A 20,357-nucleotide genomic window follows, 5' to 3' on the forward strand; every position below is an offset into this window, starting at 1 on the left:
CTGACCTGAGCGCGCGCCGGCCTCCGCGGCCGGATTTCAGGGGACGGGCCGTCACGCGGGCTCGCCACGCCCCTCAGCCCGTGCCGTCCGCCCAACCGAGCTTCTCGTCGAGGTCGGCCGAGCGCGGCTGGTTCGACAGGATCAGCGCCACGGGCCTGAGGGCGGCCACGTTGTTGCACAGGATCATGATCGCAAGCGTCATGGGCGTGCCCAGAAACGCCCCCGCCACGCCCCAGAGCCAGCTCCAGAACACGACGGCGATCAGGATCACGACGGGCGACAGGGCCACCTGGTTGCCCTGAAGCCTCGGATCGACCCAATTCCCGATGACCTGCTCGATCACGGTAAGGCCCGCCCCGATCATCAGCGCGGTCCCGAAGTCTAGCGTGAAGAAGGCGTAGAGCGTGGGCAACACCCCCGAGACTACCGCGCCGACATTGGGGATGAAGTTCATGAGAAACGTCAGGATCGCCCACACGAGGATGAGGTCGAGGCCGAAGGGCATGATCCATGCGCTGTAGGCGGCGGCCGAGATCACGCCGACGAAGGCGCGGGTGAGGATGAAGCGCCTGAGCGCGCGTCCGAGCGTGGAGGTCGCGCGGCGCCATCCCGCGCCGTCGCCCGACGGCATCCCGTCGAGCTTGGCCTCCCATGTGTCCGCTTCGCTGAGCGCGAGAAGCACGAGGAAAAGCACGAGGAACATGCCGACGAAGACGACGCCCATCGCGCTGGCGATGGTGCGGGCAAGGCTCGCGCCGGTCTCGAGCACGCGAGAGAATATCATCTCGCCGCGCTCCTGCAGGATCCCGCGGATCGCGGCGACGATCCCCCCGGCGCTGTCCGAACCGCCGCCCGAGCCACCATCCGCACCGCTGCCCGCGCCGTCCATAAGCCCCGGCAGCACCTCGTTCAGATCCTGCGGCAGGCCCGGCAGTTCGGCCGCGATCCGCGTCACGCAATAGGCGAGGCCTCCGATGAAGGCGCTCAGCACGAGAAGCAGGAGCAGCATCACCACCGCGCGCCCGATCCACGTCAGCGCACCCGGCATCCGCCCCGCGATCGCCCGGTCGAGCGGTAGCGCCGCAAGCGTGACGAAAACCGCGAAGATCACGGGGATCACCACGGTCGCCATCCCGCGCAGCGCCCAGGCGGCCAGGATCACGAGGATCACGCCCATCAGGCCGTAGCCGAGGCGCAGGCTGCGCCGTCGTGTCTGAGGTTCGGTCAAGATGCTGCGCCCCTAGCCCATGCGTTCCGCACATTCGCCCCAGTGCTCGCGCCGGGGAACGGATTGCAGGCGGTCAAGAAAGTTGCCGGTCCACCACGAGATGCCCTGCCGGCGAACGCCGTCGAGAAGCTCGGCATGGCGCGCGCGCCGTTCGTCAGGCGGCATGGACACCGCGTCGCGGATGGCGCGGGCCATCTCGCCGATGTCGTAGGGGTTCACCCGCAGCGCGGCGCGCATCTGCTCGGCGGCGCCGGCGAAGTGCGACAGGATGAGGACGCCGGGATCGTCAGGCTCCTGCGCCGCGACGTATTCCTTGGCCACGAGGTTCATCCCGTCCGCCAGCGGCGTCACGAGGCAGACGTCGGCCCGCCGCATCAGACCTGCGACGCGCGGGCGCGGCACCGGACGGCAGATGTAGCGTATCGGCGTCCAGTCGAGCTCGGCATGGGTGCCGTTCACGTGGCCCGACATGGTCTCGAGCTCCTCGCGGATTTCCTGGTAGGCGAACAGGGCCGAGCGCGACGGCGGCGCGATCTGGATGAAGGTCGCCCGCTCCCCGTCGGCCTCGCGCATGTCGAGATAGGCCCCGAACGCCTCGAAACGGTTCACGAGACCCTTGGAATAGTCGAGCCTGTCGACGCCGAGCACCAGCTTCTGTCCGCGCCCCAGCGCGAGGTCGTCGTCGGCGATGGCGTTCTCGCGGGCCAGCGTCTCGAATTCCCCGGCGTCGATGCCGATGGGAAACGAGCCGACGCTGAAGGTGGCGCCCCGGCGCCGCATCCGTCCGTTCAGAAGCACTTCGGTTTCCGGGTCGGAGCGGAACACCTCCAGCAGCGCGGCGACGTCCCGCTCGGTCTGCAGTCCGATGAGGTCATGGGAGGCGACCCAGTCATGGAACGCCTCGCGCTGCGGCAGGGCCGGAAGGTCGGCGGCCTGCGGAAACGGCGTGTGCAGGAAGAACCCTATGCGGTTCCGGACCCCGAGGCCGCGCAATTCGCAGGCCAGCGGAAGGAAATGGTAGTCGTGGATCCACACGACGTCGTCGGGCCGTAGCTCGGCCGACAGCAGCCGCGCGACGCGGGCGTTCACCTCGAGATAGGCCACGGCATGGGCATCCTCGACATCGATGAGGTCGGTGCGGCGGTGGAACAGCGGCCAGAGAACGCCGTTGGCGTAGCCGAGGTAGTAGCCCTCGCGCTCGGCCTCGGTGACGTCGAAGGTCATGCGCCGGTAAGAGCCTGCGCCGCCCTCCTCCAGTTCCTTCAGCGCCTGCGAGGGCACCTCGACCGTATCGGGCGCGGACCCCACCCAGAGGCCGCCCTGCTCCGACAGGCATTCGTGAAGCGCCACGACGAGGCCGCCCGACGGCGCCGCTTCGGTCGGGATGCGGTTCGATACCACAACGAGCCGTCCGGTCATGCGAGCCCCATCGCGCGCTCGAGCCAGGCCGACAGAACCGCGCGGACCTCGGCCGGCCCCGCAAGGCGGAACGGCGCGCGGGTGCCGCCCCGTCCGATCCGCACGGCGATGCCGCCCTCGCGGCGCACCCAGTCGAGCGCGGCCTCGTGACCCTCGCCCCCGATCAGGATCGGTCGGCGGCCCGCCATGCCGACATGCCCCATCACCGCCTCGACGGCTTGGGCGAAGCGGCGTCCGGGCGTCCCGCCTTCCGACATGCCGCACGGCAGGGGCGGCACCGACGAGATTGCACAGCAGAGCATGTGCAGGCCGCTTGCCGAATGCGGGAGGCGCGCGCGGGGGACGTCACGGGAGAAGTGCGGAGCGGGTCCGATGCCGGTGCCTGGGCCTGCGTCCACGAGCACGCATTGCGGGATCGGCGCCAGATGACGGCGGAGATCGGCGACGGGCAGACCGCTCAGGACGACGGTTCCGCCCCGCGTCGCCCCTTCCAGAAGCGCCACGAGGGATCCCGCGCCGCGCGCCGCGCGGATCGGGCCCGCGGGGCCCTCCGCCTCGGCCAGAGCCCCCTCGAAGCCGAGAAACAGGGCCGCGCCGCGCGGGTCGATGCGGTTCAGCGCATCCGCCAGCGTGCCGGAAGGCGCCCCCGGGTCCCTCGCGGGACGCACCGGCCCTGCCGCTCGAAGCGCCTCGGGGGGCGTCATGCCGCCGATCCCTGTTCCAGCATCTCGCGCGCGTCCTGGATCGCGCATCCCGCCTCGAGCAGGCCGTCGGGCACGCCGCAGTCGAAGCGCACCCCCTCGAAGCGGAAGGCCGAAACGTCCATGCGCCGCAGGTCGCGCGCGATCGCGTCCGTCAGCTGGATCTCGCCGCCCGCGCCGCGCCCCGTGGTCATCAGCGTCTCGAAGATGCCCGGATGCAGGATGTAGCGGCCCACGACGGCGAGCGTGGAGGGCGCCGTGCCCTCGGCCGGCTTCTCGACGAGGCCGCGCACCGGCATCGCGCGGCCCGGCGCCGGAACGTCCGCGTCCACGATGCCGTAGGACGACACCTCGTCGGGCGCGACCTTCATCGCCGCGACCATGTGATAGGACATGTCCGTGTCGTAGGCGCGCGCCATCTGCGCAAGGACCGGCGTCGGCGCGAAGATCAGGTCGTCGGGCAGGATCACCGCCACCGGCAGGTCGCCGCTCTCGCCCTGCCGCGCGAGGCCGCCGGCCGTCAAGACCGCGTGACCGAGGCCCAGAGGCTCGGCCTGCCTGAGGAAATGTGCGTCGATGCCGGGGAAGGTCATGCGCACGAAATCCTCGATCGCCTCCTTGCCGTCGCGGGTGACGAAGATGAAGCGCTCGATGCCCGAGGCCTCGGCCTCTTCGATGGCGAACTGCAGAAGCGGGGTGGTGTAGACCGGAAGCAGTTCCTTCGGAACGCACAAGGTCACCGGGTGCAGGCGCGTGCCGCGTCCCGCGACGGGAATGATGGCTGTCTTGATCATCGGTCAGCGGCGCTCCGGGCAAGGTCCGATCTGGTACCTTGGGGCAAACGCGCACCGCGTGACGGCGGTTCCACTCGAACCGCCGCAGGCCTCTTGGCCGCATCGGGCCCGCACCGGGCCCGCATCGGGCCGGCATAGGGATGGACCCATGGGCCGACCTGCCGCGTTCGAGCGTCATGTTCGAAGATTTCTCCACGGGCCTTCTGCTTGCGGTCGGCGCGGCGTCGGCGCTTGTCATCTTGCTGGCCGGGCTGCGGATGACGGGGCTCGCGGACCGCATCGCCGACCGCACGGCGTTCGGCGAAGCCGTCGTCGGCGGCGTGCTGCTGGGCGCCGCGACGTCGATGTCGGGCACGATCGTGTCGCTGACCTCGGCTCTGGGGGGCGACGCGTCGCTCGCCTTCTCCAACGGCATCGGCGGGATCGCGGCGCAGACCGCGTTCCTCGCGCTCGGCGACATGATCTACCGCCGCGCCAACCTCGAACACGCCGCGGCCGAACTGGCCAACATCTTCCAGGCCGGTCTTCTGCTGCTTCTGCTGGCCGTGCCATTCGTCGCCTATGCGGGCCCCGACGTCGCCATCTGGGCGATCCACCCCGCCTCCATCGCGCTGTTCGCGATCTATGCCGCAGGCGTCTACGCCACGCAGGGGTTGCGCGAGGACCCGATGTGGCAGCCGACCGACACCGCGGAGACGCGCCCGGACCAGCCCGAGGACGGCGACGAGCCCGACAAGCCGGCCCGTGGCCTGATCGCTCTCTTCATGGGGCTGATGCTGGTGATGGGCGCCGCCGGCTGGGCGGTCGCACAGGTGGGCGCTGAGGTCGTTGCGCGCTACGGCTTCTCGTCCTCGATCGTGGGCGCGCTGATGACGGCCGTGGTCACATCGCTGCCGGAACTCGTGACGACGCTGGCCGCGGTCCGCCGCGGCGCCCTGCAACTCGCCGTTGGCGGCATCATCGGCGGCAACACGTTCGACACGCTGTTCCTGACGATGTCCGACATCGGCTACCGGGACGGATCGCTCTATCACGCGATCGGGCGCGACGACCTGTTCTGGCTGGGCACCTCGGCGGTGATGACCGCGATCCTGCTCCTCGGCCTTGTCTATCGCGAACGAAGCGGCCCGGGCGGCATCGGGGTGGAAAGCGTTGCGATGCTCGGGGTCTACGCAGGCGCCATCGCCCTTCAGGCGACGACGGGCTGACGGCCACCTCGGCGGAATTTCGCCCAGCAAAACAAGGGCGCATGAACGCGGAACGCCGCCCGTTGTTCCCCGCTTTTTTTGGCCCCCGCCCGGCAACCTTCGGCCCTCGCACCGGTTGCTTCCCCGAGAGGGCGAATGCCCTTTTCTCGCAATGCGAGACGCAAAGGAGACCCACAATGACCATGCGCAACTTGCTTGCCACCACCGCGCTGAGCATCGGCCTGGCGATGCCCGCCATGGCGCAGACGACCGACCAGACCGGAAGCCAGACCGGCGCGCAATCCGGCCAGACCAGCGAAAGCCAGCAGGCCCAGGGCCAGCAAGCCCAAGGCATGACCATCATGGTCTCGAGCCTCATCGGGCGGAGCCTCTACATGCCGGGCGCCGAGGGCGACGCGTCGGGCGACCAGTCGGGCGACACCGCACGGTCGGGCGCGCAGTCCGGCGGCGAGATGGACGACGGCATGAGCGCCGAAGAGCAGGCTGAAGTGGCCGAAGGCGGCGCCGAAGGCGAGATGGAGGAACTCGAGCAGGGCGCCGAACGCGCCGCAGCCGAGGCCGGCCAGGCGGTCGAGAACACCGCCGAGCAGGTCGGCCAAGCCGCCGAGAACGCCTGGGACAACCTTGCCCGTGAAGTGACCGAGGCTCCCGAGAACTGGCAGATGGTCGGCGACATTGACGACGTCGTGGTGTCGCAGGACGGCGAGGTCCGCGCGCTTGTCGTCGATGCCGGTGGCTTCCTCGGCGCGGGCGAGCAGGAGCGCCGCATCGATATCGAGAACGTGCGCTTCGTCCAGGACAGCGACGATGAGGGCGAATACTTCGTCGTCTTCGCCGGCGACCGGTCGATGTTCGAGGAACAGGAAAACTTCGATCAGGCGCAGGCCGAGCAGGAAGGCGAGATGCTCGCCTCCGAGAACGAGGAATTCCAGTCGCAGATCGCAGCCGAGGGCCGCGGCCCCCAGGACGACCTGGAGTCGGTCGATTGGGCCAGCATCACCACCGAGGACGTGCTCGGCGCGCCGGTCTACGGCCGGAACGACGAGTGGATCGGTGATCTAAGCGAGTTCAACCTCGCCAGCGACGGCACGATCGAAAGCGTGATCATCGATGTGGGCGGCTTCCTCGGCCTCGGCGAGAAGCCCGTCGAGATGTCGCTCGACCAGGTGACCCTGCGCCGCTACGCGGGCGACGAGATCCGCGCCTATGTCGACGCGACCGAGGCTGACCTCGACGCGATGCCCGAATGGGAAGGCTCCGATCTCTGATCGGCTGCCGATAGCGAAACGGGAAAGGGATGCGCGCCGCGCATCCCTTTTTCACGCGCCTGTCGCGCGGTCCCGCCGGGGACGCAGGCAGGCCAAGCCCGAAAGGCCGCAGCATGAGGGAAACCCGCATCGCGCCGCCCCCTTCCGCCACGGGCGAGCGGCCCGAGCTTCTGATCCTGTGCGGCATTGCGGGGCTGGCCGGCAACGTCGCGCCCTTCGCGGCGATGGCGCTGTCCGTTCCCGTGGCGCGGCACGACTTCATAGCCGACACGATCAGCGATCTCGGCCGGGGTCCCCACGCCTGGATCATGGACACCGGCTTCTACATGAACGCGGCGGGGATGCTGGCGCTCGCCATCGGTGCGGCGCACCTGCATCTCGGCCGCTGGTTCTGGTCGCTCGGCATCCTGTGCCTCGCGCTCTTGGCGCTCGTGACCGTGCTTCTGGGCATCTGGGACGAGTTCGGGGCAGGCCCCGGAGCCTCGCCCGACGTGAGTGTCCACACGAAGATAACCTACGCGCTTGCGCCTCTTTATGTCGTCGGACCGCTGTCGATGGCCGGAGGCGCGGTGCGGCTGATGCCGCGCGCGCGGGTGCTTTTCGTCGCCTCGGCCGTGCTCTGGGCGGCGTTCGCCGTGGCCTTCAAGCTCGCGCCCGGAGACATCGACGGCATCGTGGAGAAGGTGGCGATCGCGGCGACCTACGGCTGGACCCTGCCGCTTGCGCTGCTTCTTCTGCGGCGCGGATCGCGCGACGCGCGGCAGGGGCGGGGATCGGCGCCGTGACAGGCCGTCCGGCGCAGGAACCCCGCCAAGCCGGGGACGTTGCAGGGGCGAGACCGGAACGGAGCCCACGAAAGGACGACCCAATGAACTTCGGACTGAACGGCAGGACAGCGCTTGTCACGGGCGGCGCGTCGGGCATCGGACGCGCCACGGCGCGCGCGTTGTCGGACGAAGGCGCGACGGTCATCCTCGTGGACGTGAAGGACGACGAGCTGGCAGAGGCCGCGCAATCGCTCGGGCCGCGCGTGCACGCGATGCAGGCCGACCTCACCGTGCCCGAGGAGGTCGAGGGCCTTGCCCGCGACGTGGAGGCGCGTTTCGGGATGCCCTGCATCCTCGTCTGCGCGGCGGGCGTGACGGGCGCAAAGGGCCATCCCCTCGAGATGACGGACGACGACTGGCGCGAGGCGTGGGACACCGACTTCATGTCGGTCGTGCGCACCGCGCGCCTTTTCGTGCCGCCAATGGAGCGGCGCGGCTGGGGCCGCGTGGTCATGGTGTCCTCCGAGAACGCGGCGCAGCCCTATGCCGACGAGGCGGTCTACAACGTCGCCAAGGCCGGCATCGTGAACTTCGCCAAGGGCCTCAGCCGCGTCACCGCGCGGAACGGCGTTCTGGTCAACACCGTCTCGCCCGCCTTCATAGAGACGCCGATGACCGACGCCATGATGGACGCACGCGCGCGCCGGATGGACGCAAGCCGAAAGGAGGCGGTCGAGAGCTTCCTCGACGAGGAGCGTCCGCATCTCGAACTCGGCCGGCGCGGCCGCCCCGAGGAGGTCGCCGCCGCCATCGCCTTCCTGTGCTCGGAACAGGCAAGCTTCGTCGTGGGCGCGAACTACCGCGTCGACGGCGGCTCCGTCGCTTCCATCGCGCTGTGAGGGTGGCATGACCTCTTCATCGGACATTCCCGGCGTCGCCGTCGTCGCGGGCGGAAGCGCCGGCGTCGGCCGCGCCGTGGTCGAGGCGCTGACCGCGTCATGACCATACCCTGCGACGTCAGCTGCGCGCGCGAGGTCAGTCGCGCGGGCGCCGCGATCGCCGAGGGTCTTGGCCCGATCGGCGTCTGGGTGAACTGCGCGATGCTGACCAGCTTCTCCCCCTTCCCCCAGATGGCGCCGCAGGAATTCGAGAAGATCATCGACACCACCTTCCTTGGCGTGGTCAACGGCACGCGCACCGCCCTGTCGCTCATGCGGCGGCATGGTCGTGGCCGGATCGTCACCGTGGGCTCGGGCCTCGGCTACCGTTCGGTGCCGTTCCAGTCGGCCTACTGCGCCTCGAAACACGCGATCAACGGATTTCTCGCGTCCGTGCGCTCCGAGCTGATCCGCGAGGGCGCGGACATCACGCTGGGCGTGGTGCAGCTTCCGGCGATCGACACGCCGCAATTCGGCTGGGCGCGCAACCGGCTCGAGGAGATGCCGCAGCCCGCGCCGCCGATCTACAAGCCGGAACTGGCGGCGCGGGCGGTCATGAAGGCGGTGCGCGACGGCACGCGCGAGATCCTGGTCGGGCGGTCGGTCCTGCAGCTGGTCCTCGGGAACATGGTGCTTCCCGGATGGCTCGACCGGAAGCTCGCGCGCGCGGGCGCGGAGCTTCAGAAATCCGGCCACCCCGAGCCCGGAGGACGCCCCGACAACATCGACGGCCCGGTCGCGGGCGTGGCGGCCCGCGCCCACGGACGCTTCGGCGACCGCGCGGCGGCGGAGGGGATCGTCGTGGACGGCGACCGGCTTCGGATCGCCGTCTTCCTCGGGGCGCCCCTCCTGGCGCTCGCGGTCGGGCTGGTGCTGGGCTGAGACCGACGGAACCCGGACCCGCGCCGAGGGGTTGATCGGACGACGAAATCCGCAAGTCCGAGGTGCCCTTCCATGCCACAACCCAGCTCCATGCCCGCGCAGACACAGGACCGGATGCCTGCCGACGAATACAGGATGGAGCCCGCACCCGACTGGCACCCGCGCCACCCCGGCGTCGGCAAGCTGAAGGGCAAGGCCGCCATCGTCACCGGCGGCGACAGCGGCATCGGGCGGGCGGTGGCCGTTCTGTTCGCGCGGGAGGGCGCGCGCGTGGGCATCGTCCATCTTCAAGAGGATCGGGACGCGCAGGACACGCGCGAGGCCGTCGAGGCCGAGGGCGGCACCTTCTTCGAGGTGAAGGCCGACATCGGCAGGCGCGACGAGGCGTTCGCGGCCATCGGGGAACTCGCCGGCAAGCTCGGCGGCATCGACATCCTCGTGAACAACGCCGCGATGCAGTTCAACGCCGAGGACATCCGCGACATCACCGAGGAGCAGCTGCGCCGCACCTTCGACAGCAACGTCATGGGCCAGTTCTTCTGCACGCAGGCGGCGCTGGATCACCTGCCCGAGGGCGGCGCGATCGTGAACACGGCCAGCGTCAACGCCTTCAAGGGCAACGCCCATCTCGTGGACTATTCCGCGACCCGAGGCGCGATCACGGCCTTCTCGCGCTCGATGGCGCAGCAGCTCGCCGGACGCGGCATCCGGGTGAATTGCGTCGCGCCGGGGCCGGTCTGGACGCCGTTCATCCCCGGCTCCCTGCCCCCCGACATGGTCGAGGGCTTCGGCGACCACGTCCCCATGGGGCGACCCGGCCAGCCCTGGGAGATCGCGACCTCCTACCTGTTTCTCGCCTCCGACGACGGCAACTACTTCACCGGGCAGACGCTGCATCCAAATGGCGGCGTGATCGTGGGCAGCTGAGCGATGACGGACAGACTGCGCTGGCCCGACCACCCTGTCATCTACGAGATCTACCCCCGCTCGTTCGCCGACACGCACGGCCACGGCGGAGGCGATCTTCGCGGCATAACCGAGCGGCTGGACCACGTCGCCGCGCTGGGGGTGGACGCGATCTGGCTTTCGCCGTTCTTCGTGTCGCCCTTCGTCGACGGCGGCTACGACATCGTCGACCATTGCGCGGTCGACCCGCGCTTCGGGACGCTCGCGGATTTCGACGCGCTCGTGGCCCGCGCGCATGACCTCGGCCTCCTGGTGATGATCGACCAGGTGTTCAACCACACCTCCAGTGACCACGAGTGGTTCCAGCGCTCGCTGCGGCGCGAGGACGGATACGAGGATCTCTACGTCTGGGCCGACGCTCGCGACGACGGCAGCCCGCCGACGAACTGGATCGCCTTCTTCGGAACGCCCGCCTGGCGCTGGTATCCGCAGCGGTCGCAATACTGCCTGCACAAGTTCCTGCAGTGCCAGCCCTGCCTCGACCACCGCCATCCCAGCGTCCACGAGCGTCTGCGCGCCATCAACCGCTTCTGGCTCGATCGCGGCGTGGACGGGTTCCGCTACGACGCGGTTACAAGCTTCTTCCACCACCGCGATCTTGCCGACAATCCCCCCGCCCCGCCCGAGCACCGCAAGCGCATTCCCGGCCCGCCGAACAACCCCTACACGTTCCAGGACCACGTCCACGACGTGCTGCCCGACGAATGCGCGGGCTTCACCGAGACCCTGCGCGACTGGGTGGGGCCGGACACCTACATGCTGGCCGAGATCAACAAGGGCCCCAATTCCGTCGAGGTCACGCACGACTTCACGAAGCCGGGCCGCTTCGACGCGGGCTACACCTTCGACCTCGCCGAACGCGGCCTCGAAAGCGGCGTCCTGCGCGAGATCCTCGAGCGGATGGCGGACCGCGACGGCTTCGCGTGGTGGCTGTCGAGCCACGACCAGCCGCGGCACGTCTCGAAGCTGGGCGACGGCAGCGCGCGGGACGCGCGGCTTTTCGCGGCATTCCTGACCGCCATGCCCGGCCCGCTGATCCTGTTCCAGGGCGAGGAACTGGGCCAGCCGCAGGCGACGCTGCCGCTTGAGATGCTGCACGATCCCTACGACGTCATGTACTGGCCCGAGCCGCTGGGCCGCGACGGCGCGCGCACGCCGATGGCATGGGATTCCGGCAAGCCGCGCTGCGGCTTCTCGGGCGCGAAACCGTGGCTGCCGGTCCAGCACCCCGAGGATGGCGGCGTGGCGCAGCAGACGGCGAACCCGGCCTCGGTCCTGAACTTCTACCGCAAGGCGCTGCGGCTCCGGCGCGAGCTGGGCCTCGGCCGCGGCGTCGCCGAGATCCTCGACAGCCCGCCCGGAACCATCCTGGCGCGGATGAAGGGCGGCGGCCGCGACCTGACGCTGACCGTCAACCTCGGCCACAGCCCGTGGGACATCCCCGCAGCGGCGGCGGGGCTGGAGTGGGTCCTGTCCAGCAGCGAATGCCCAGAGGGCGGGACGATCCCGCCGCGCTGCGCGGCGTGGTGGCGCTGAACGGGAGGCGGGTGGCCCACTTCGATGCAAGCGATCCTCGACGACATCCTCGTGCTGACCGCGCTACCGTGGCAGGTGGCGCTGACCCGCCTGTTCGGCGCGCTCGTGCTCAGCGGCCTCGTGGGGCTGGAGCGCGAGGCCCGCCACCGCCCCGCCGGGTTGAGGACGCACATGCTCGTCGGGCTGGCCTCGGCGCTCTACTGCCTGATCATGCTGGAAGTGGTCGCCACCACGGACGTCTATTCCGACCGCGTGGCCAGCGACCCCCTGCGCCTTATCGAGGCGGTGACGGGCGGCGTGGCGTTCCTCGCGGCGGGCATGATCATCGTGAGCGGCGGCAAGGTGAAGGGGCTGACGACGGGCGCGGGACTGTGGCTGGTGGCGGCCATCGGGCTGAGCGTGGGCTTCGGCTACTGGCTTCTGGCGGGGGCCACGACGGTGCTCGCGCTCCTCGTTTTCCGAATGATCAAGCTGGCGGAGAACAAGGCGCATTTCGGCGGCGGCGACTGAACCTCGGAAGGCCTTCGGCGCCCCTGCGCCCGCCGCGCCGTCCGGCAACGGATCGAAGCACGCCGCCTCGCCTCCGCTGCCGGTCGCGGGCCAGGCCGGTCGGGGGCCAGCGACGGGCCCGGCATCGCAGGCGCTTCCTTGCGTCCTGGCCGCTTTTCCCCGCCTTTCCGGCTCGCCGCTCCGGAGCCGAGGCTGGCCGTTCAGGCGCCCCCGCGCATCCGTCCGATCTGGACCGCGAAGGCGATCAGAAGGCTTCCCCACACCAGCAGATCCACCCCAAGAAGGACGCCGAGGATCCAGGTCGCGCTGAACGGCAGCCCGAACCACAGGAGCACCGCGAGGACCAGCGCGAGGGCGCCCACGGCGATCATCCAGCCGCCGCCCTCGCCCATGTTGCGCACACCATACCAGATCCGCAGGATGCCGCTGGCCGCGAACCACGCGATGACCAGCGTCGTCAGCGCGAAGACACCCGCGACGGGTTCGAGAAAGATCAGGACGCCTGCCCCGAGCGACACCAGCGACAGCACGAAGGCCGAGGCCATGTGCCAGCCCTCGCTTCGCCGGAAGGCGGCAAACAGGCCGACGATGCCGCTTGCGATCAGGGCCGCGCCGACGATGACCGTCGCCGTGATCGTGGCCACGAACGGCAGAAGGATCGCAAGCGCGCCGGCGACGATGGAGACGCCGCCCGACAGGAACAGCAGCCAGCGGTGCGACGCGGCCTGCCGCCCCGCGTCATGGGCGGCTGCCGATCGCGGACCGCCCTGCCCGCGCGGCGTCCCGCGGCCCCGCGCGGGGCCGGGATGGTCGGTTGTCCGGTCTGACATGGCGAGGCTCCTTCAAGGCCGAGGTCATCTCTGCGGGAAATGCGCACGTTCCCGTCCTTGTTCCCTCAACCCCCCGGAACCGCGCCCCCCGCCCGGCTGTTGCACCTCAAGGCAGCACGAAGGCGACATGCATGACGGAACGCGACATCGACCTCACCCCGCCCGAACCCGTGGCGCAAGCCGCCGAAAAGGGGCTGGAGCTGTGCCGGAAGTTCGACCGGGGCGGCACCAAGGCGGGCGTCGCCCGCGCGCGGGATCTCACGAACCGCGTGCGCCTGTCGGAGAACGCCATCAACCGCATGGTGACCTATTTCCGCCGCCACGAGCTGGACCGGCGCGGCGGCAACTTCGGCAACGACGAGGATCCCTCGGCGGGCTACGTCGCATGGCTTCTGTGGGGCGGCGACGAGGGGCGCGACTGGGCCGAGACGATGGCCGACCGGATCGAGCGCGGGGCGGTCTAGACCATCGCCTCGGAAATGAACGGCACGCGGCGACCGAACGCGCGCGCAGGTTCGGGATCGTGGGGCACGAGGAAGCCGCGCCGCGCCTCGGGCCGTGCCGCGAGGTTCTCCTCGGCGCGCCTCTGCACCGCGACGACGGCGCGCTCGGGGTCGAGAAACGCCGCGTCTGGGGTCTCGTTCAGCCAGTGCGCCATCATCTTCTCCCGCAGGTGGGCGATCAGTGGGGGCTCGTCGAATTCGACGCCGGCCTCGGTGTCCCAGTACATGCTGCGCCCGTTGAGGTTGGCCGACGAGACGATGGCGCTGGCCCCGTCGAAGACCGAGACCTTTGCGTGGACGTATATGATGGGCGAGCCCGCGAAGCAGTCGCGCCCGCCGCTGTCAATGGACACCGGGCGCACGGGCGAACAGATCGCGGCGCGGGGCCCGAAGGCGTCGGTGACGCGCGCGATGGCCTGCGCCTGCATGTATTCGCCAAAGCGCGCATCGGTCGAGGTCGAGCCATCGAATGCCACGTCCTCGGGCGCGGCGGGCAGGATCAGGATCAGGCCCAGCTCGGGATTTGCGCGCGCCGCCCGCGCCAGCGCCCGAGAGATGCCGGTATCGCGGAAGAACTGCGTTTCGAGGTAGATGAGCCGCTTGGCGTCGCGGATCCGCGCGTGGTGCGCGTCGGCGATGGAGCTTCGCAGCGTCCTCGGCCCGATGAACGGGGTCGTCACGCGCCGCTTGCGCGACAGCGTGGTCAGAAGCCGCGTCTCGGGCAGCGGGTCGGATTGCCCGTTGGTCACGGCGAGGAAGCTTTCAAGGTGCGACTGCGCCTCGTCCACCTCGGGCCGGTCGTCGATCATGACCTGCACGTCGTGCCAGGTCTCGTCACGGCGGCGGGGGTGGTCGGGATCGTCGTAGCGCCTTTCGTCGAGGTCGAGGCCACCGATATAAAGGCGCTTGCGGTCGAACACGGCGATCTTCTGGTGATGCGTGCCCGGCAGAAGGTCGGCGGGCGGCCACCACCTCGCGCGAAGCGTCCCGTCCTCGGCGCGCCGGACGTGGCGGCGAAGACCCGGAAGGTTCTGCAGCCGGCGCTCGCGGTCGTCGGGCGTGTCGTGGTTGAGCTTGTCCAGCGTCTCCTTCAGCCGGCGGCGCACCCATGGCCAGAACACCAGCCGGTGAGGCAGGCCCACCCGCGCGGGATGCGCCGCGGCCACGATGTTGAGCTCCGCCTTCGGCCCGGCGACCTCGCGGGCGGCAAGAAAGGCGCGCATGGATTTCCACGTTTCGGCATGAAGCCGCGCCGCCATGATCGGGTCGAAGTCCGACAGCGCCATGTTGATGCGCACACCGCGCCGGAGCGTATGCACGACAAGGTCGAACCACGTCTCGCCGATCTTCCGCGCCTCGCCCGAGCGCAGGTTCGACCACAGGTCGAATACGCGGAAGCCGGCCCATATCTCGGTTTCGGCAGCAAGGAAGGCGCGCTCCAGCTCCGGGTAGGCCTCGGCCGCCGTGATCAGCACGTGCGTCCGGCCAGCCGAGCCGGCGGGGGGATTGTCCAATGTCTCGAGCATCGCCCGAATCCTTTCGCCAACGGCATCCAGCGCGGGCACGGGTGCGTCGCGGGGCCGTCGGGTCAACAGGCCCGCGCGCGCTAAGTTCCGGGACGGGTCGGGGCGCTCCGCGGGGAACCGAACCGCCGCCGGGGCGTTGTCGCGCCTGCACTCCCACATGGGGCGCTTGCAGGTCCGATCCGACACGCAGCGCCCGAGACGACAGGATCTTCGGATGAGCGATCACGGCAGCGACCTCACGCAGGGGCGCGTCTCGCATCAGGTGTTGCGGGTCTCCGCACCCATGGCGATGGGCATCCTCGGCGTGCTGGCCGTGGGGCTCTCCGACGCCTATTTCCTCGCCCGCGTGGGCGACGCCGAGCTGGCAGCCATCGGCTTCGTCTATCCGGTCATCGTCGCGATCAGCGCCTTCGCCATCGGCATGTCCGCCGGCGCCAACACGGCGCTGTCACAGGCGATGGGCCGGGGAAGCGGCGCGCGCCCCGTGGCGCGCCTCGCGCTTCATGCGACGGGCTTCGGGCTCTTGCTGGGCGCGGCGGTCGGGCTGACCTTCCTCGCCGCGTCGCCGGTCCTCTTCCCGCTCCTCGGCGCGGAGGGCACGGTGCAGGAGCGCGTGATGGCCTACGTCCCCTGGTGGGCGGCAAGCTTTCCGGTCCTGGTCACCACGATGATCCTGAACGCGGCCTTCCGCGCGGGCGGCGACGGGGCGACGCCATCCTCGATCATGGTGCTGAGCGCGGCCCTGAACATCGCGCTGACGCCCGCGCTCGTGTTCGGCCTCGGCCCGGTCGAGCCGATGGGCATGGCCGGCGCCGGCATCTCGACGTTGGCGGCGCGCAGCGTCGGGGGCGTGCTCGCGCTGACGCTCGCGATCCGGCGAGGACGGCTTACCGCCGGGGCGCACCCGCTGCGCGGGGTCCTCGCCTCGGTGCGCGAGATCGTCTCGGTCGGCCTGCCCGCCGCCGCCTCCCGGGCCGTGAACCCGGCCGGCATGGCCCTCGTGACGGCCGCGGTCGCGACGCTGGGCGACGCGGCGGTGGGCGGCTTCGGCGCGGCAGCCCGCGTCCAGTCCATCGCGCTCGTCCCCTTCTTTGCGCTGTCCTCGGGCCTCGCGCCGGTCATCGGGCAGGCATGGGGCGCGGGTCGGCGGGACCGCGCGCGAGAGGCCGTGCGTCTCGGCGGCGGCTTCGCCATCGTCTACGGCGTCGCGGTGGGCGTCTTTCTCTGGGCCTTCGCGGACCCCCTCGCCGAGGCGATGACGGCCAGCGGCGCGGCGGCGCGCTATACCGCGGATTACATGCGCATCGTCGGCTGGAGCCTTGCGGGATACGGCATCGTCGTGGCCACGAACGCCGCCCTCACCGCGCGGTCGCGTTCGGGCTGGGCGCTTGGCTTGAGCCTGTCGCGGATCGGCCTGATCTACGTTCCGCTCGCCTGGTTCGGGGTGGGCCTGATGGGGTATTCGGGCATCCTTCTGGCCGCCGTGGCCGCAAACGTCCTCGCCGCTTGGGCCGCGGCCATCGCCGCGCAGGCCAACGGCCTTCTTCAAGGCCGGACGGCGGCCGTCGCCAGCCCCGCCCGCAGCCTTGCCGCATGGTCGGGATCGCGCGATGGCTGAGGGCGGCCCGGCACCGAAGCGCGACAGCTGGACCAGCCGTCTCGCCCGGCACCGAAGCGGCCTCGCGGCGCTGTCCTTCGCCGAAAGCACCGTGGTGCCAATCCCGCTGGAGACCGTCGTCGCCCCGCTCATGGTCGGCCATCACAGGCAGGCCACGGCGATCGCCGTGTCGATCTGGGTGGGCTGCCTCATCGGGGCTTCCCTGTTCTACGCGGTCGGCCTCTGGCTGGCCGACCCCGTGGTCCTTCCGATCCTTCGATGGCTGGGCCTGCTCGAGGACTTCCGGCGGATGTCGCGCGATCTCGACGCGGACGGCCTGTTCTGGACGGTCTTCCTCGTCTCCTTCTCGCCTGCCCCGATGCAGTTGGCCACGCTGGGCGCCGGAACGGTCGGGGGCAACTTCGCGGTCTTCCTCGCCGCCATCGCGGCCTCCCGCGGAGCGCGCTACTTCGGCCTCGCGGTGCTCGCCAACGTCTTCGGCCCGCGGATCGCGGCCTTTGACCTGCCGAAGGGCGGGGTCGTCCTCGCGACCTTCGGCGTTCTGGTCGCAATCTGGCTTGGGATGCGGCTGCTGGGCGGGTGACACGCCGCGCTGGGGACAAGATGGGCTTTCCCATTTCGGACAGGATCGCAGGGTTTGCGCCACTTGCCTGCACGGTTGTTATCCTTTTGCCGTGTTCATCCCCCAAAACGCCTGTCTGACCTGCCCCGGCGGCGTCGCCAAGCGATCGCGCGCCCCGCGCCCGGTCGCACCTTGTCGCAGCGCCGATGTCGCGGCATAGCGGGGGGCGAACTCGCCAGCCCGAAAGGACGCACGCCCCATGCAAGACTTCGTGGCGCTTCTCGGCGTGAAGGGGGGGCCGGCGATCCGGCCAGGCTCGAACATGCCGACCTCGACACTCGTGTCGCTCGCGGGCCGGACCATCCTCGTCGACGCGGGGCTCGGGGCCACCAGGGGCGTCTGCGACCAGGGCATCGCGCTTGGATCGCTCGACGCCATCGTCGTCACCCACCTCCACTCGGACCATTACCTCGAGCTTGGGCCGCTGCTGCACACATCATGGACCGCGGGCTTGAACCGGACGATGCCGGTCTTCGGCCCGCCGCGCCTTGCGCGATACTGGACCGCATTCCTCGAGGCGATGCGCGACGACATCGACCTGCGCATCGCGGACGAGGGGCGCCCGGATCTGGCCCGCCTCGTCGAGATCCGCCCCCTCGACACCGAATGCGCCACCGTCCTCGGCGACGTGACACTGCGCGCGATGGAAAACGTTCACCCGCCGGTCGAACCAAGCTACGCCTTGCGGATCGAAGGCGGCGGAAAGGCCGTCGTCCTGTCAGGCGACACCGCGTTCATGCCGGAAATGGCCGTCTTCGCAAGCGGCGCCGACCTTCTGGTGCACGAGGCGATGCTGGAACACGGCGTCGACGCGCTGATCGCGAAAGTGCCCAACGGCGGCGAGAGGTTGCGCACCCACATCCTGCGCAGCCACACCTCGGCGGAGGATGCGGGCCGCGTGGCCGGGGCGGCGGGCGTGGCGCGGCTCGCGCTCAATCACTTCGTCCCGGACGGCCTGCCGGAGTTCACCGAAGACGACTGGAAGCGCGCGGTCCGCAGGACCTGGGACGGCGCGATGATCCTTGGCCGCGACGGGTTGCGCATCGATCTGTGATCAGCCCGCTCGCCTCGCGGCCACATGCTCTTCCAGATGCGCCATGTAGAGGTCGCGGATGCGCCGCGTCACCGGCCGAGAGCCGTCTCCCACGGGCTTCCCATCGATGGACGCGACCGGCGTCTGCGCCCCGAAACTGCCGGTCAGAAAGGCCTCTTCCGCCCCGTAAGCCTCGACAAGTGAATAATTCTTCTCGAAAACCGGGATGCCGTCCGCGCGCGCCAGTTCGATCACCTTGGCCCGCGTGATCCCGTTCATGCAGTAGTCGCCGGTCGAGGTCCAGATCTCGCCCCTGCGCACGATGAAGAAGTTGCAGGCGTTGGTCGTGTTCACGAAGCCATGCGGGTCGAGCATCAGCGCCTCGTCCGCGCCCGCCTGCTCGGCCTGAAGGCGGGCGATGACGCAGTTGAGTTTGGAATGGCTGTTGTATTTCGCGTCCTGGCTCATCGGAAGGCCGCGCACCTGGGGCACAGTCGCCAGCCTGATGCCCGCCAACTGCAGCCGGTCCACGGGCTTCGAGTGCTCCATGATGATGACGAGCGTGGGCCCCGACCGGCTGAGCGAGGGATGCTGGAAGGGTCGCACCTTGACCCCGCGCGTCAGCATCAGGCGGACATGAACGTCCGTCTCCATCCCGTTGGCGATACGTGTTTTTTCCATCGCGGCAAGGATGCCGGCCCGATCCGTTCGCGGATCGAGCGACACCGCCTTGCAGGCCTCGAAGAAGCGATCCATGTGCGCGTCGAAGAAGGCCCAGACCCCATCGTGCAGCCGCATTCCCTCCCACATCCCGTCGCCCAGCATGAAGCCGGAATCGTAGACCGAGACCTTGGCCTCGTCGCGATGCTTCAGCTCGCCGTCTACATAGATCAGGATGTCCGCGTTGCGCGGATCCTCCAGCGCGTCGTGCGTCGTGGTCATGCCCGCCTCACCCGTAAAGACCGGCCACACGCCCGCGCAGCCGGACCAGTCCCAGGACCGTGTCGATCGTCGGCGTGGGCGTCGAGGTGATCCGCCCCAGCTCCTGCACCGACCCCACGAGCGCGTCGATCTCCATCGGCCGGCCGGCGTCGAGGTCCTGCAGCATCGAGGTGCGGTGCGCGCCGACCGCGGCGCCCCCGTCTATCCGCCGCTCGACGTCGATGGGAAACTTCACGCCAAGCTTCTCGGCGATCTCCTGCGCCTCGAGCATCATCGCGCGCGCAACGCCCCGCGTGCCGGGATCCATGCACAGGACGTCGAGCGTCGCATGGGTCAGCGCCGAGATCGGGTTGAACGACAGGTTCCCCCAGAGCTTCACCCAGATCTCGTCTCGCAGCCTTGGGCGCACCGGCGCCTTCAGCCCCGCGGCACCCAGCGCCTTCGACAGCGCCATCGCCCGCTCCGACTTCGATCCGTCGGGTTCCCCCAGCGAAAAGCGGTTGCCCTCGATGTGCCGGATCGTTCCCGGCTCCGACACCTCGGCGGCGGGATAGACCACGCAGCCCAGGACCCGGTCGGGCCCGAAGCCGTTCCACTGCGCGTCGCCCGGATCGACGCTGTGCAGCCGCGTGCCCTCAAGCGGGCCGCCGATCTTGTGAAAATACCACCACGGAACGCCGTTCACGCCCGACACGACGGTCGTCTCCGGCCCGATAAGCGGCTTCATGCGGTCCACGACCGGCGGCACGGAATGCGCCTTGAGGGTGACGATGACGTAATCCTGCGGCCCCAGTTCGGCCGGATCCTCGGAAGCCGTGACCGCGACCGTGCTCCGCTCCCCCTCCTCGATCAGGCTCAGGCCCTTCTCCTTCATCGCCGCCAGGTGCGGCCCGCGCGCCACCAGGCTCACGTCCGCCCCCGCCTGCGCCAGCTTCACGCCCATGTATCCGCCGATCGCTCCGGCCCCGAAAATGCAGATCCGCATCTCTCTTCTCCCGCAAGGACGTGTCCCGCCCCGCCTTCATCTTTCCGAAAATACCGCCGGGGGTCCGGGGGCAGCGCCCCC

General features: G+C 69.9%; 20 protein-coding genes. 12 read left to right on the forward strand and 8 right to left on the reverse strand.

Annotation, left to right across the window (positions count from 1 at the left end; all coding sequences use genetic code 11):
• Positions 1–73 precede the first annotated feature (73 nt).
• From P6F26_RS18780 to P6F26_RS18795, 4 genes are read right to left on the reverse strand one after another with little or no spacing between them, the layout of a single operon-like run.
• The gene (locus P6F26_RS18780; protein ID WP_278030239.1) at positions 74–1,228 is read right to left on the reverse strand and encodes an AI-2E family transporter; all 1,155 of its coding nucleotides are present in this window, start codon (positions 1,226–1,228) and stop codon (positions 74–76) included.
• A 12-nt stretch (positions 1,229–1,240) separates the two neighbouring features.
• Positions 1,241–2,647: an alpha,alpha-trehalose-phosphate synthase (UDP-forming) gene (locus tag P6F26_RS18785; protein WP_278030240.1), complete on the reverse strand. Its 1,407-nt coding sequence runs from the start codon at positions 2,645–2,647 to the stop codon at positions 1,241–1,243.
• The gene (locus P6F26_RS18790) at positions 2,644–3,351 is read right to left on the reverse strand and encodes an HAD family hydrolase (protein WP_278030241.1); all 708 of its coding nucleotides are present in this window, start codon (positions 3,349–3,351) and stop codon (positions 2,644–2,646) included. The genes P6F26_RS18785 and P6F26_RS18790 overlap by 4 nt, the downstream gene beginning before the upstream one ends.
• Positions 3,348–4,142 (reverse strand): UTP--glucose-1-phosphate uridylyltransferase, encoded by a 795-nt coding sequence (locus tag P6F26_RS18795; RefSeq protein WP_278030242.1) that lies wholly within the window; start codon positions 4,140–4,142, stop codon positions 3,348–3,350. Before P6F26_RS18795 ends, P6F26_RS18790 begins: the two co-directional genes overlap by 4 nt.
• A gap of 176 nt (positions 4,143–4,318) precedes the next feature.
• Here P6F26_RS18795 and P6F26_RS18800 point away from each other — a divergent pair, with 176 nt between their 5' ends.
• The 8 genes from P6F26_RS18800 to P6F26_RS18835 all read left to right on the forward strand — a co-directional run bounded on the left by P6F26_RS18800 (position 4,319) and on the right by P6F26_RS18835 (position 12,217).
• Complete coding sequence (locus P6F26_RS18800; RefSeq protein WP_278030257.1) at positions 4,319–5,350, forward strand: sodium:calcium antiporter; 1,032 nt, start codon at positions 4,319–4,321, stop codon at positions 5,348–5,350.
• 176 nt (positions 5,351–5,526) lie between these two features.
• A complete protein-coding gene (locus tag P6F26_RS18805) occupies positions 5,527–6,618 on the forward strand; it encodes a PRC-barrel domain-containing protein (protein ID WP_278030243.1) in 1,092 nt (363 codons plus the stop codon).
• Positions 6,619–6,731: 113 nt separating this feature from the next.
• Complete coding sequence (locus P6F26_RS18810; RefSeq protein WP_278030244.1) at positions 6,732–7,403, forward strand: DUF998 domain-containing protein; 672 nt, start codon at positions 6,732–6,734, stop codon at positions 7,401–7,403.
• An 83-nt stretch (positions 7,404–7,486) separates the two neighbouring features.
• Positions 7,487–8,284: an SDR family NAD(P)-dependent oxidoreductase gene (locus P6F26_RS18815; protein WP_278030245.1), complete on the forward strand. Its 798-nt coding sequence runs from the start codon at positions 7,487–7,489 to the stop codon at positions 8,282–8,284.
• Between the two features lie 18 nt (positions 8,285–8,302).
• Positions 8,303–9,205: an SDR family oxidoreductase gene (locus P6F26_RS18820; protein ID WP_278030258.1), complete on the forward strand. Its 903-nt coding sequence runs from the start codon at positions 8,303–8,305 to the stop codon at positions 9,203–9,205.
• Between the two features lie 72 nt (positions 9,206–9,277).
• Entirely contained in the window at positions 9,278–10,132 is an 855-nt protein-coding gene (locus P6F26_RS18825; protein WP_278030246.1) for an SDR family oxidoreductase, read from the forward strand.
• Positions 10,133–10,135: 3 nt separating this feature from the next.
• On the forward strand, positions 10,136–11,707 hold the full coding sequence (locus P6F26_RS18830) for an alpha-amylase family glycosyl hydrolase (RefSeq protein ID WP_278030247.1): 1,572 nt from the start codon (positions 10,136–10,138) through the stop codon (positions 11,705–11,707).
• Positions 11,708–11,731: 24 nt separating this feature from the next.
• Positions 11,732–12,217: an MgtC/SapB family protein gene (locus P6F26_RS18835; RefSeq protein ID WP_278030248.1), complete on the forward strand. Its 486-nt coding sequence runs from the start codon at positions 11,732–11,734 to the stop codon at positions 12,215–12,217.
• A gap of 200 nt (positions 12,218–12,417) precedes the next feature.
• Here P6F26_RS18835 and P6F26_RS18840 read toward each other — a convergent pair whose 3' ends face one another.
• A complete protein-coding gene (locus P6F26_RS18840; protein WP_278030249.1) occupies positions 12,418–13,047 on the reverse strand; it encodes an HdeD family acid-resistance protein in 630 nt (209 codons plus the stop codon).
• Between the two features lie 131 nt (positions 13,048–13,178).
• Here P6F26_RS18840 and P6F26_RS18845 point away from each other — a divergent pair, with 131 nt between their 5' ends.
• A complete protein-coding gene (locus P6F26_RS18845) occupies positions 13,179–13,511 on the forward strand; it encodes a hypothetical protein (RefSeq protein ID WP_278030250.1) in 333 nt (110 codons plus the stop codon).
• Here the strand turns inward: P6F26_RS18845 and P6F26_RS18850 are convergent.
• Positions 13,508–15,076, reverse strand: coding sequence for a phospholipase D-like domain-containing protein (locus tag P6F26_RS18850; protein ID WP_278030251.1), 1,569 nt, complete (start codon positions 15,074–15,076; stop codon positions 13,508–13,510). The two genes, P6F26_RS18845 and P6F26_RS18850, sit on opposite strands and share 4 nt — an antisense overlap.
• Positions 15,077–15,290: 214 nt before the next feature.
• Between P6F26_RS18850 and P6F26_RS18855 the strand changes: the two genes are divergently transcribed.
• The 3 genes from P6F26_RS18855 to P6F26_RS18865 all read left to right on the forward strand — a co-directional run bounded on the left by P6F26_RS18855 (position 15,291) and on the right by P6F26_RS18865 (position 18,370).
• Entirely contained in the window at positions 15,291–16,694 is a 1,404-nt protein-coding gene (locus P6F26_RS18855; RefSeq protein ID WP_278030252.1) for an MATE family efflux transporter, read from the forward strand.
• Positions 16,687–17,277, forward strand: coding sequence for a YqaA family protein (locus tag P6F26_RS18860; RefSeq protein WP_278030253.1), 591 nt, complete (start codon positions 16,687–16,689; stop codon positions 17,275–17,277). The genes P6F26_RS18855 and P6F26_RS18860 overlap by 8 nt, the downstream gene beginning before the upstream one ends.
• A gap of 238 nt (positions 17,278–17,515) precedes the next feature.
• A complete protein-coding gene (locus tag P6F26_RS18865; RefSeq protein ID WP_278030254.1) occupies positions 17,516–18,370 on the forward strand; it encodes an MBL fold metallo-hydrolase in 855 nt (284 codons plus the stop codon).
• Here P6F26_RS18865 and P6F26_RS18870 read toward each other — a convergent pair whose 3' ends face one another.
• Both P6F26_RS18870 and P6F26_RS18875 read right to left on the reverse strand, forming a co-directional pair.
• Complete coding sequence (locus tag P6F26_RS18870; protein ID WP_278030255.1) at positions 18,371–19,291, reverse strand: aminotransferase class IV; 921 nt, start codon at positions 19,289–19,291, stop codon at positions 18,371–18,373.
• 7 nt (positions 19,292–19,298) lie between these two features.
• Positions 19,299–20,276 (reverse strand): 2-dehydropantoate 2-reductase, encoded by a 978-nt coding sequence (locus tag P6F26_RS18875; RefSeq protein ID WP_278030256.1) that lies wholly within the window; start codon positions 20,274–20,276, stop codon positions 19,299–19,301.
• Positions 20,277–20,357: the final 81 nt, after the last annotated feature.

The sequence above is a fragment of the Roseicyclus salinarum genome (assembly GCF_029624655.1).
Taxonomy (GTDB): domain Bacteria; phylum Pseudomonadota; class Alphaproteobacteria; order Rhodobacterales; family Rhodobacteraceae; genus Roseibacterium; species Roseibacterium salinarum.

What these genes read in the sequence shown, in the direction of transcription:
- P6F26_RS18785 (WP_278030240.1), bottom strand. Translation starts at nt 2,647, where the DNA reads ATGACCGGACGGCTCGTTGTGGTATCGAACCGCATCCCGACCGAAGCG.
- P6F26_RS18790 (WP_278030241.1), bottom strand. Translation starts at nt 3,351, where the DNA reads ATGACGCCCCCCGAGGCGCTTCGAGCGGCAGGGCCGGTGCGTCCCGCG.
- P6F26_RS18795 (WP_278030242.1), bottom strand. Translation starts at nt 4,142, where the DNA reads ATGATCAAGACAGCCATCATTCCCGTCGCGGGACGCGGCACGCGCCTG.
- P6F26_RS18800 (WP_278030257.1), top strand. Translation starts at nt 4,319, where the DNA reads ATGTTCGAAGATTTCTCCACGGGCCTTCTGCTTGCGGTCGGCGCGGCG.
- P6F26_RS18805 (WP_278030243.1), top strand. Translation starts at nt 5,527, where the DNA reads ATGACCATGCGCAACTTGCTTGCCACCACCGCGCTGAGCATCGGCCTG.
- P6F26_RS18810 (WP_278030244.1), top strand. Translation starts at nt 6,732, where the DNA reads ATGAGGGAAACCCGCATCGCGCCGCCCCCTTCCGCCACGGGCGAGCGG.
- P6F26_RS18815 (WP_278030245.1), top strand. Translation starts at nt 7,487, where the DNA reads ATGAACTTCGGACTGAACGGCAGGACAGCGCTTGTCACGGGCGGCGCG.
- P6F26_RS18825 (WP_278030246.1), top strand. Translation starts at nt 9,278, where the DNA reads ATGCCACAACCCAGCTCCATGCCCGCGCAGACACAGGACCGGATGCCT.
- P6F26_RS18830 (WP_278030247.1), top strand. Translation starts at nt 10,136, where the DNA reads ATGACGGACAGACTGCGCTGGCCCGACCACCCTGTCATCTACGAGATC.
- P6F26_RS18835 (WP_278030248.1), top strand. Translation starts at nt 11,732, where the DNA reads ATGCAAGCGATCCTCGACGACATCCTCGTGCTGACCGCGCTACCGTGG.
- P6F26_RS18840 (WP_278030249.1), bottom strand. Translation starts at nt 13,047, where the DNA reads ATGTCAGACCGGACAACCGACCATCCCGGCCCCGCGCGGGGCCGCGGG.
- P6F26_RS18845 (WP_278030250.1), top strand. Translation starts at nt 13,179, where the DNA reads ATGACGGAACGCGACATCGACCTCACCCCGCCCGAACCCGTGGCGCAA.
- P6F26_RS18850 (WP_278030251.1), bottom strand. Translation starts at nt 15,076, where the DNA reads ATGCTCGAGACATTGGACAATCCCCCCGCCGGCTCGGCTGGCCGGACG.
- P6F26_RS18855 (WP_278030252.1), top strand. Translation starts at nt 15,291, where the DNA reads ATGAGCGATCACGGCAGCGACCTCACGCAGGGGCGCGTCTCGCATCAG.
- P6F26_RS18860 (WP_278030253.1), top strand. Translation starts at nt 16,687, where the DNA reads ATGGCTGAGGGCGGCCCGGCACCGAAGCGCGACAGCTGGACCAGCCGT.
- P6F26_RS18865 (WP_278030254.1), top strand. Translation starts at nt 17,516, where the DNA reads ATGCAAGACTTCGTGGCGCTTCTCGGCGTGAAGGGGGGGCCGGCGATC.
- P6F26_RS18870 (WP_278030255.1), bottom strand. Translation starts at nt 19,291, where the DNA reads ATGACCACGACGCACGACGCGCTGGAGGATCCGCGCAACGCGGACATC.
- P6F26_RS18875 (WP_278030256.1), bottom strand. Translation starts at nt 20,276, where the DNA reads ATGCGGATCTGCATTTTCGGGGCCGGAGCGATCGGCGGATACATGGGC.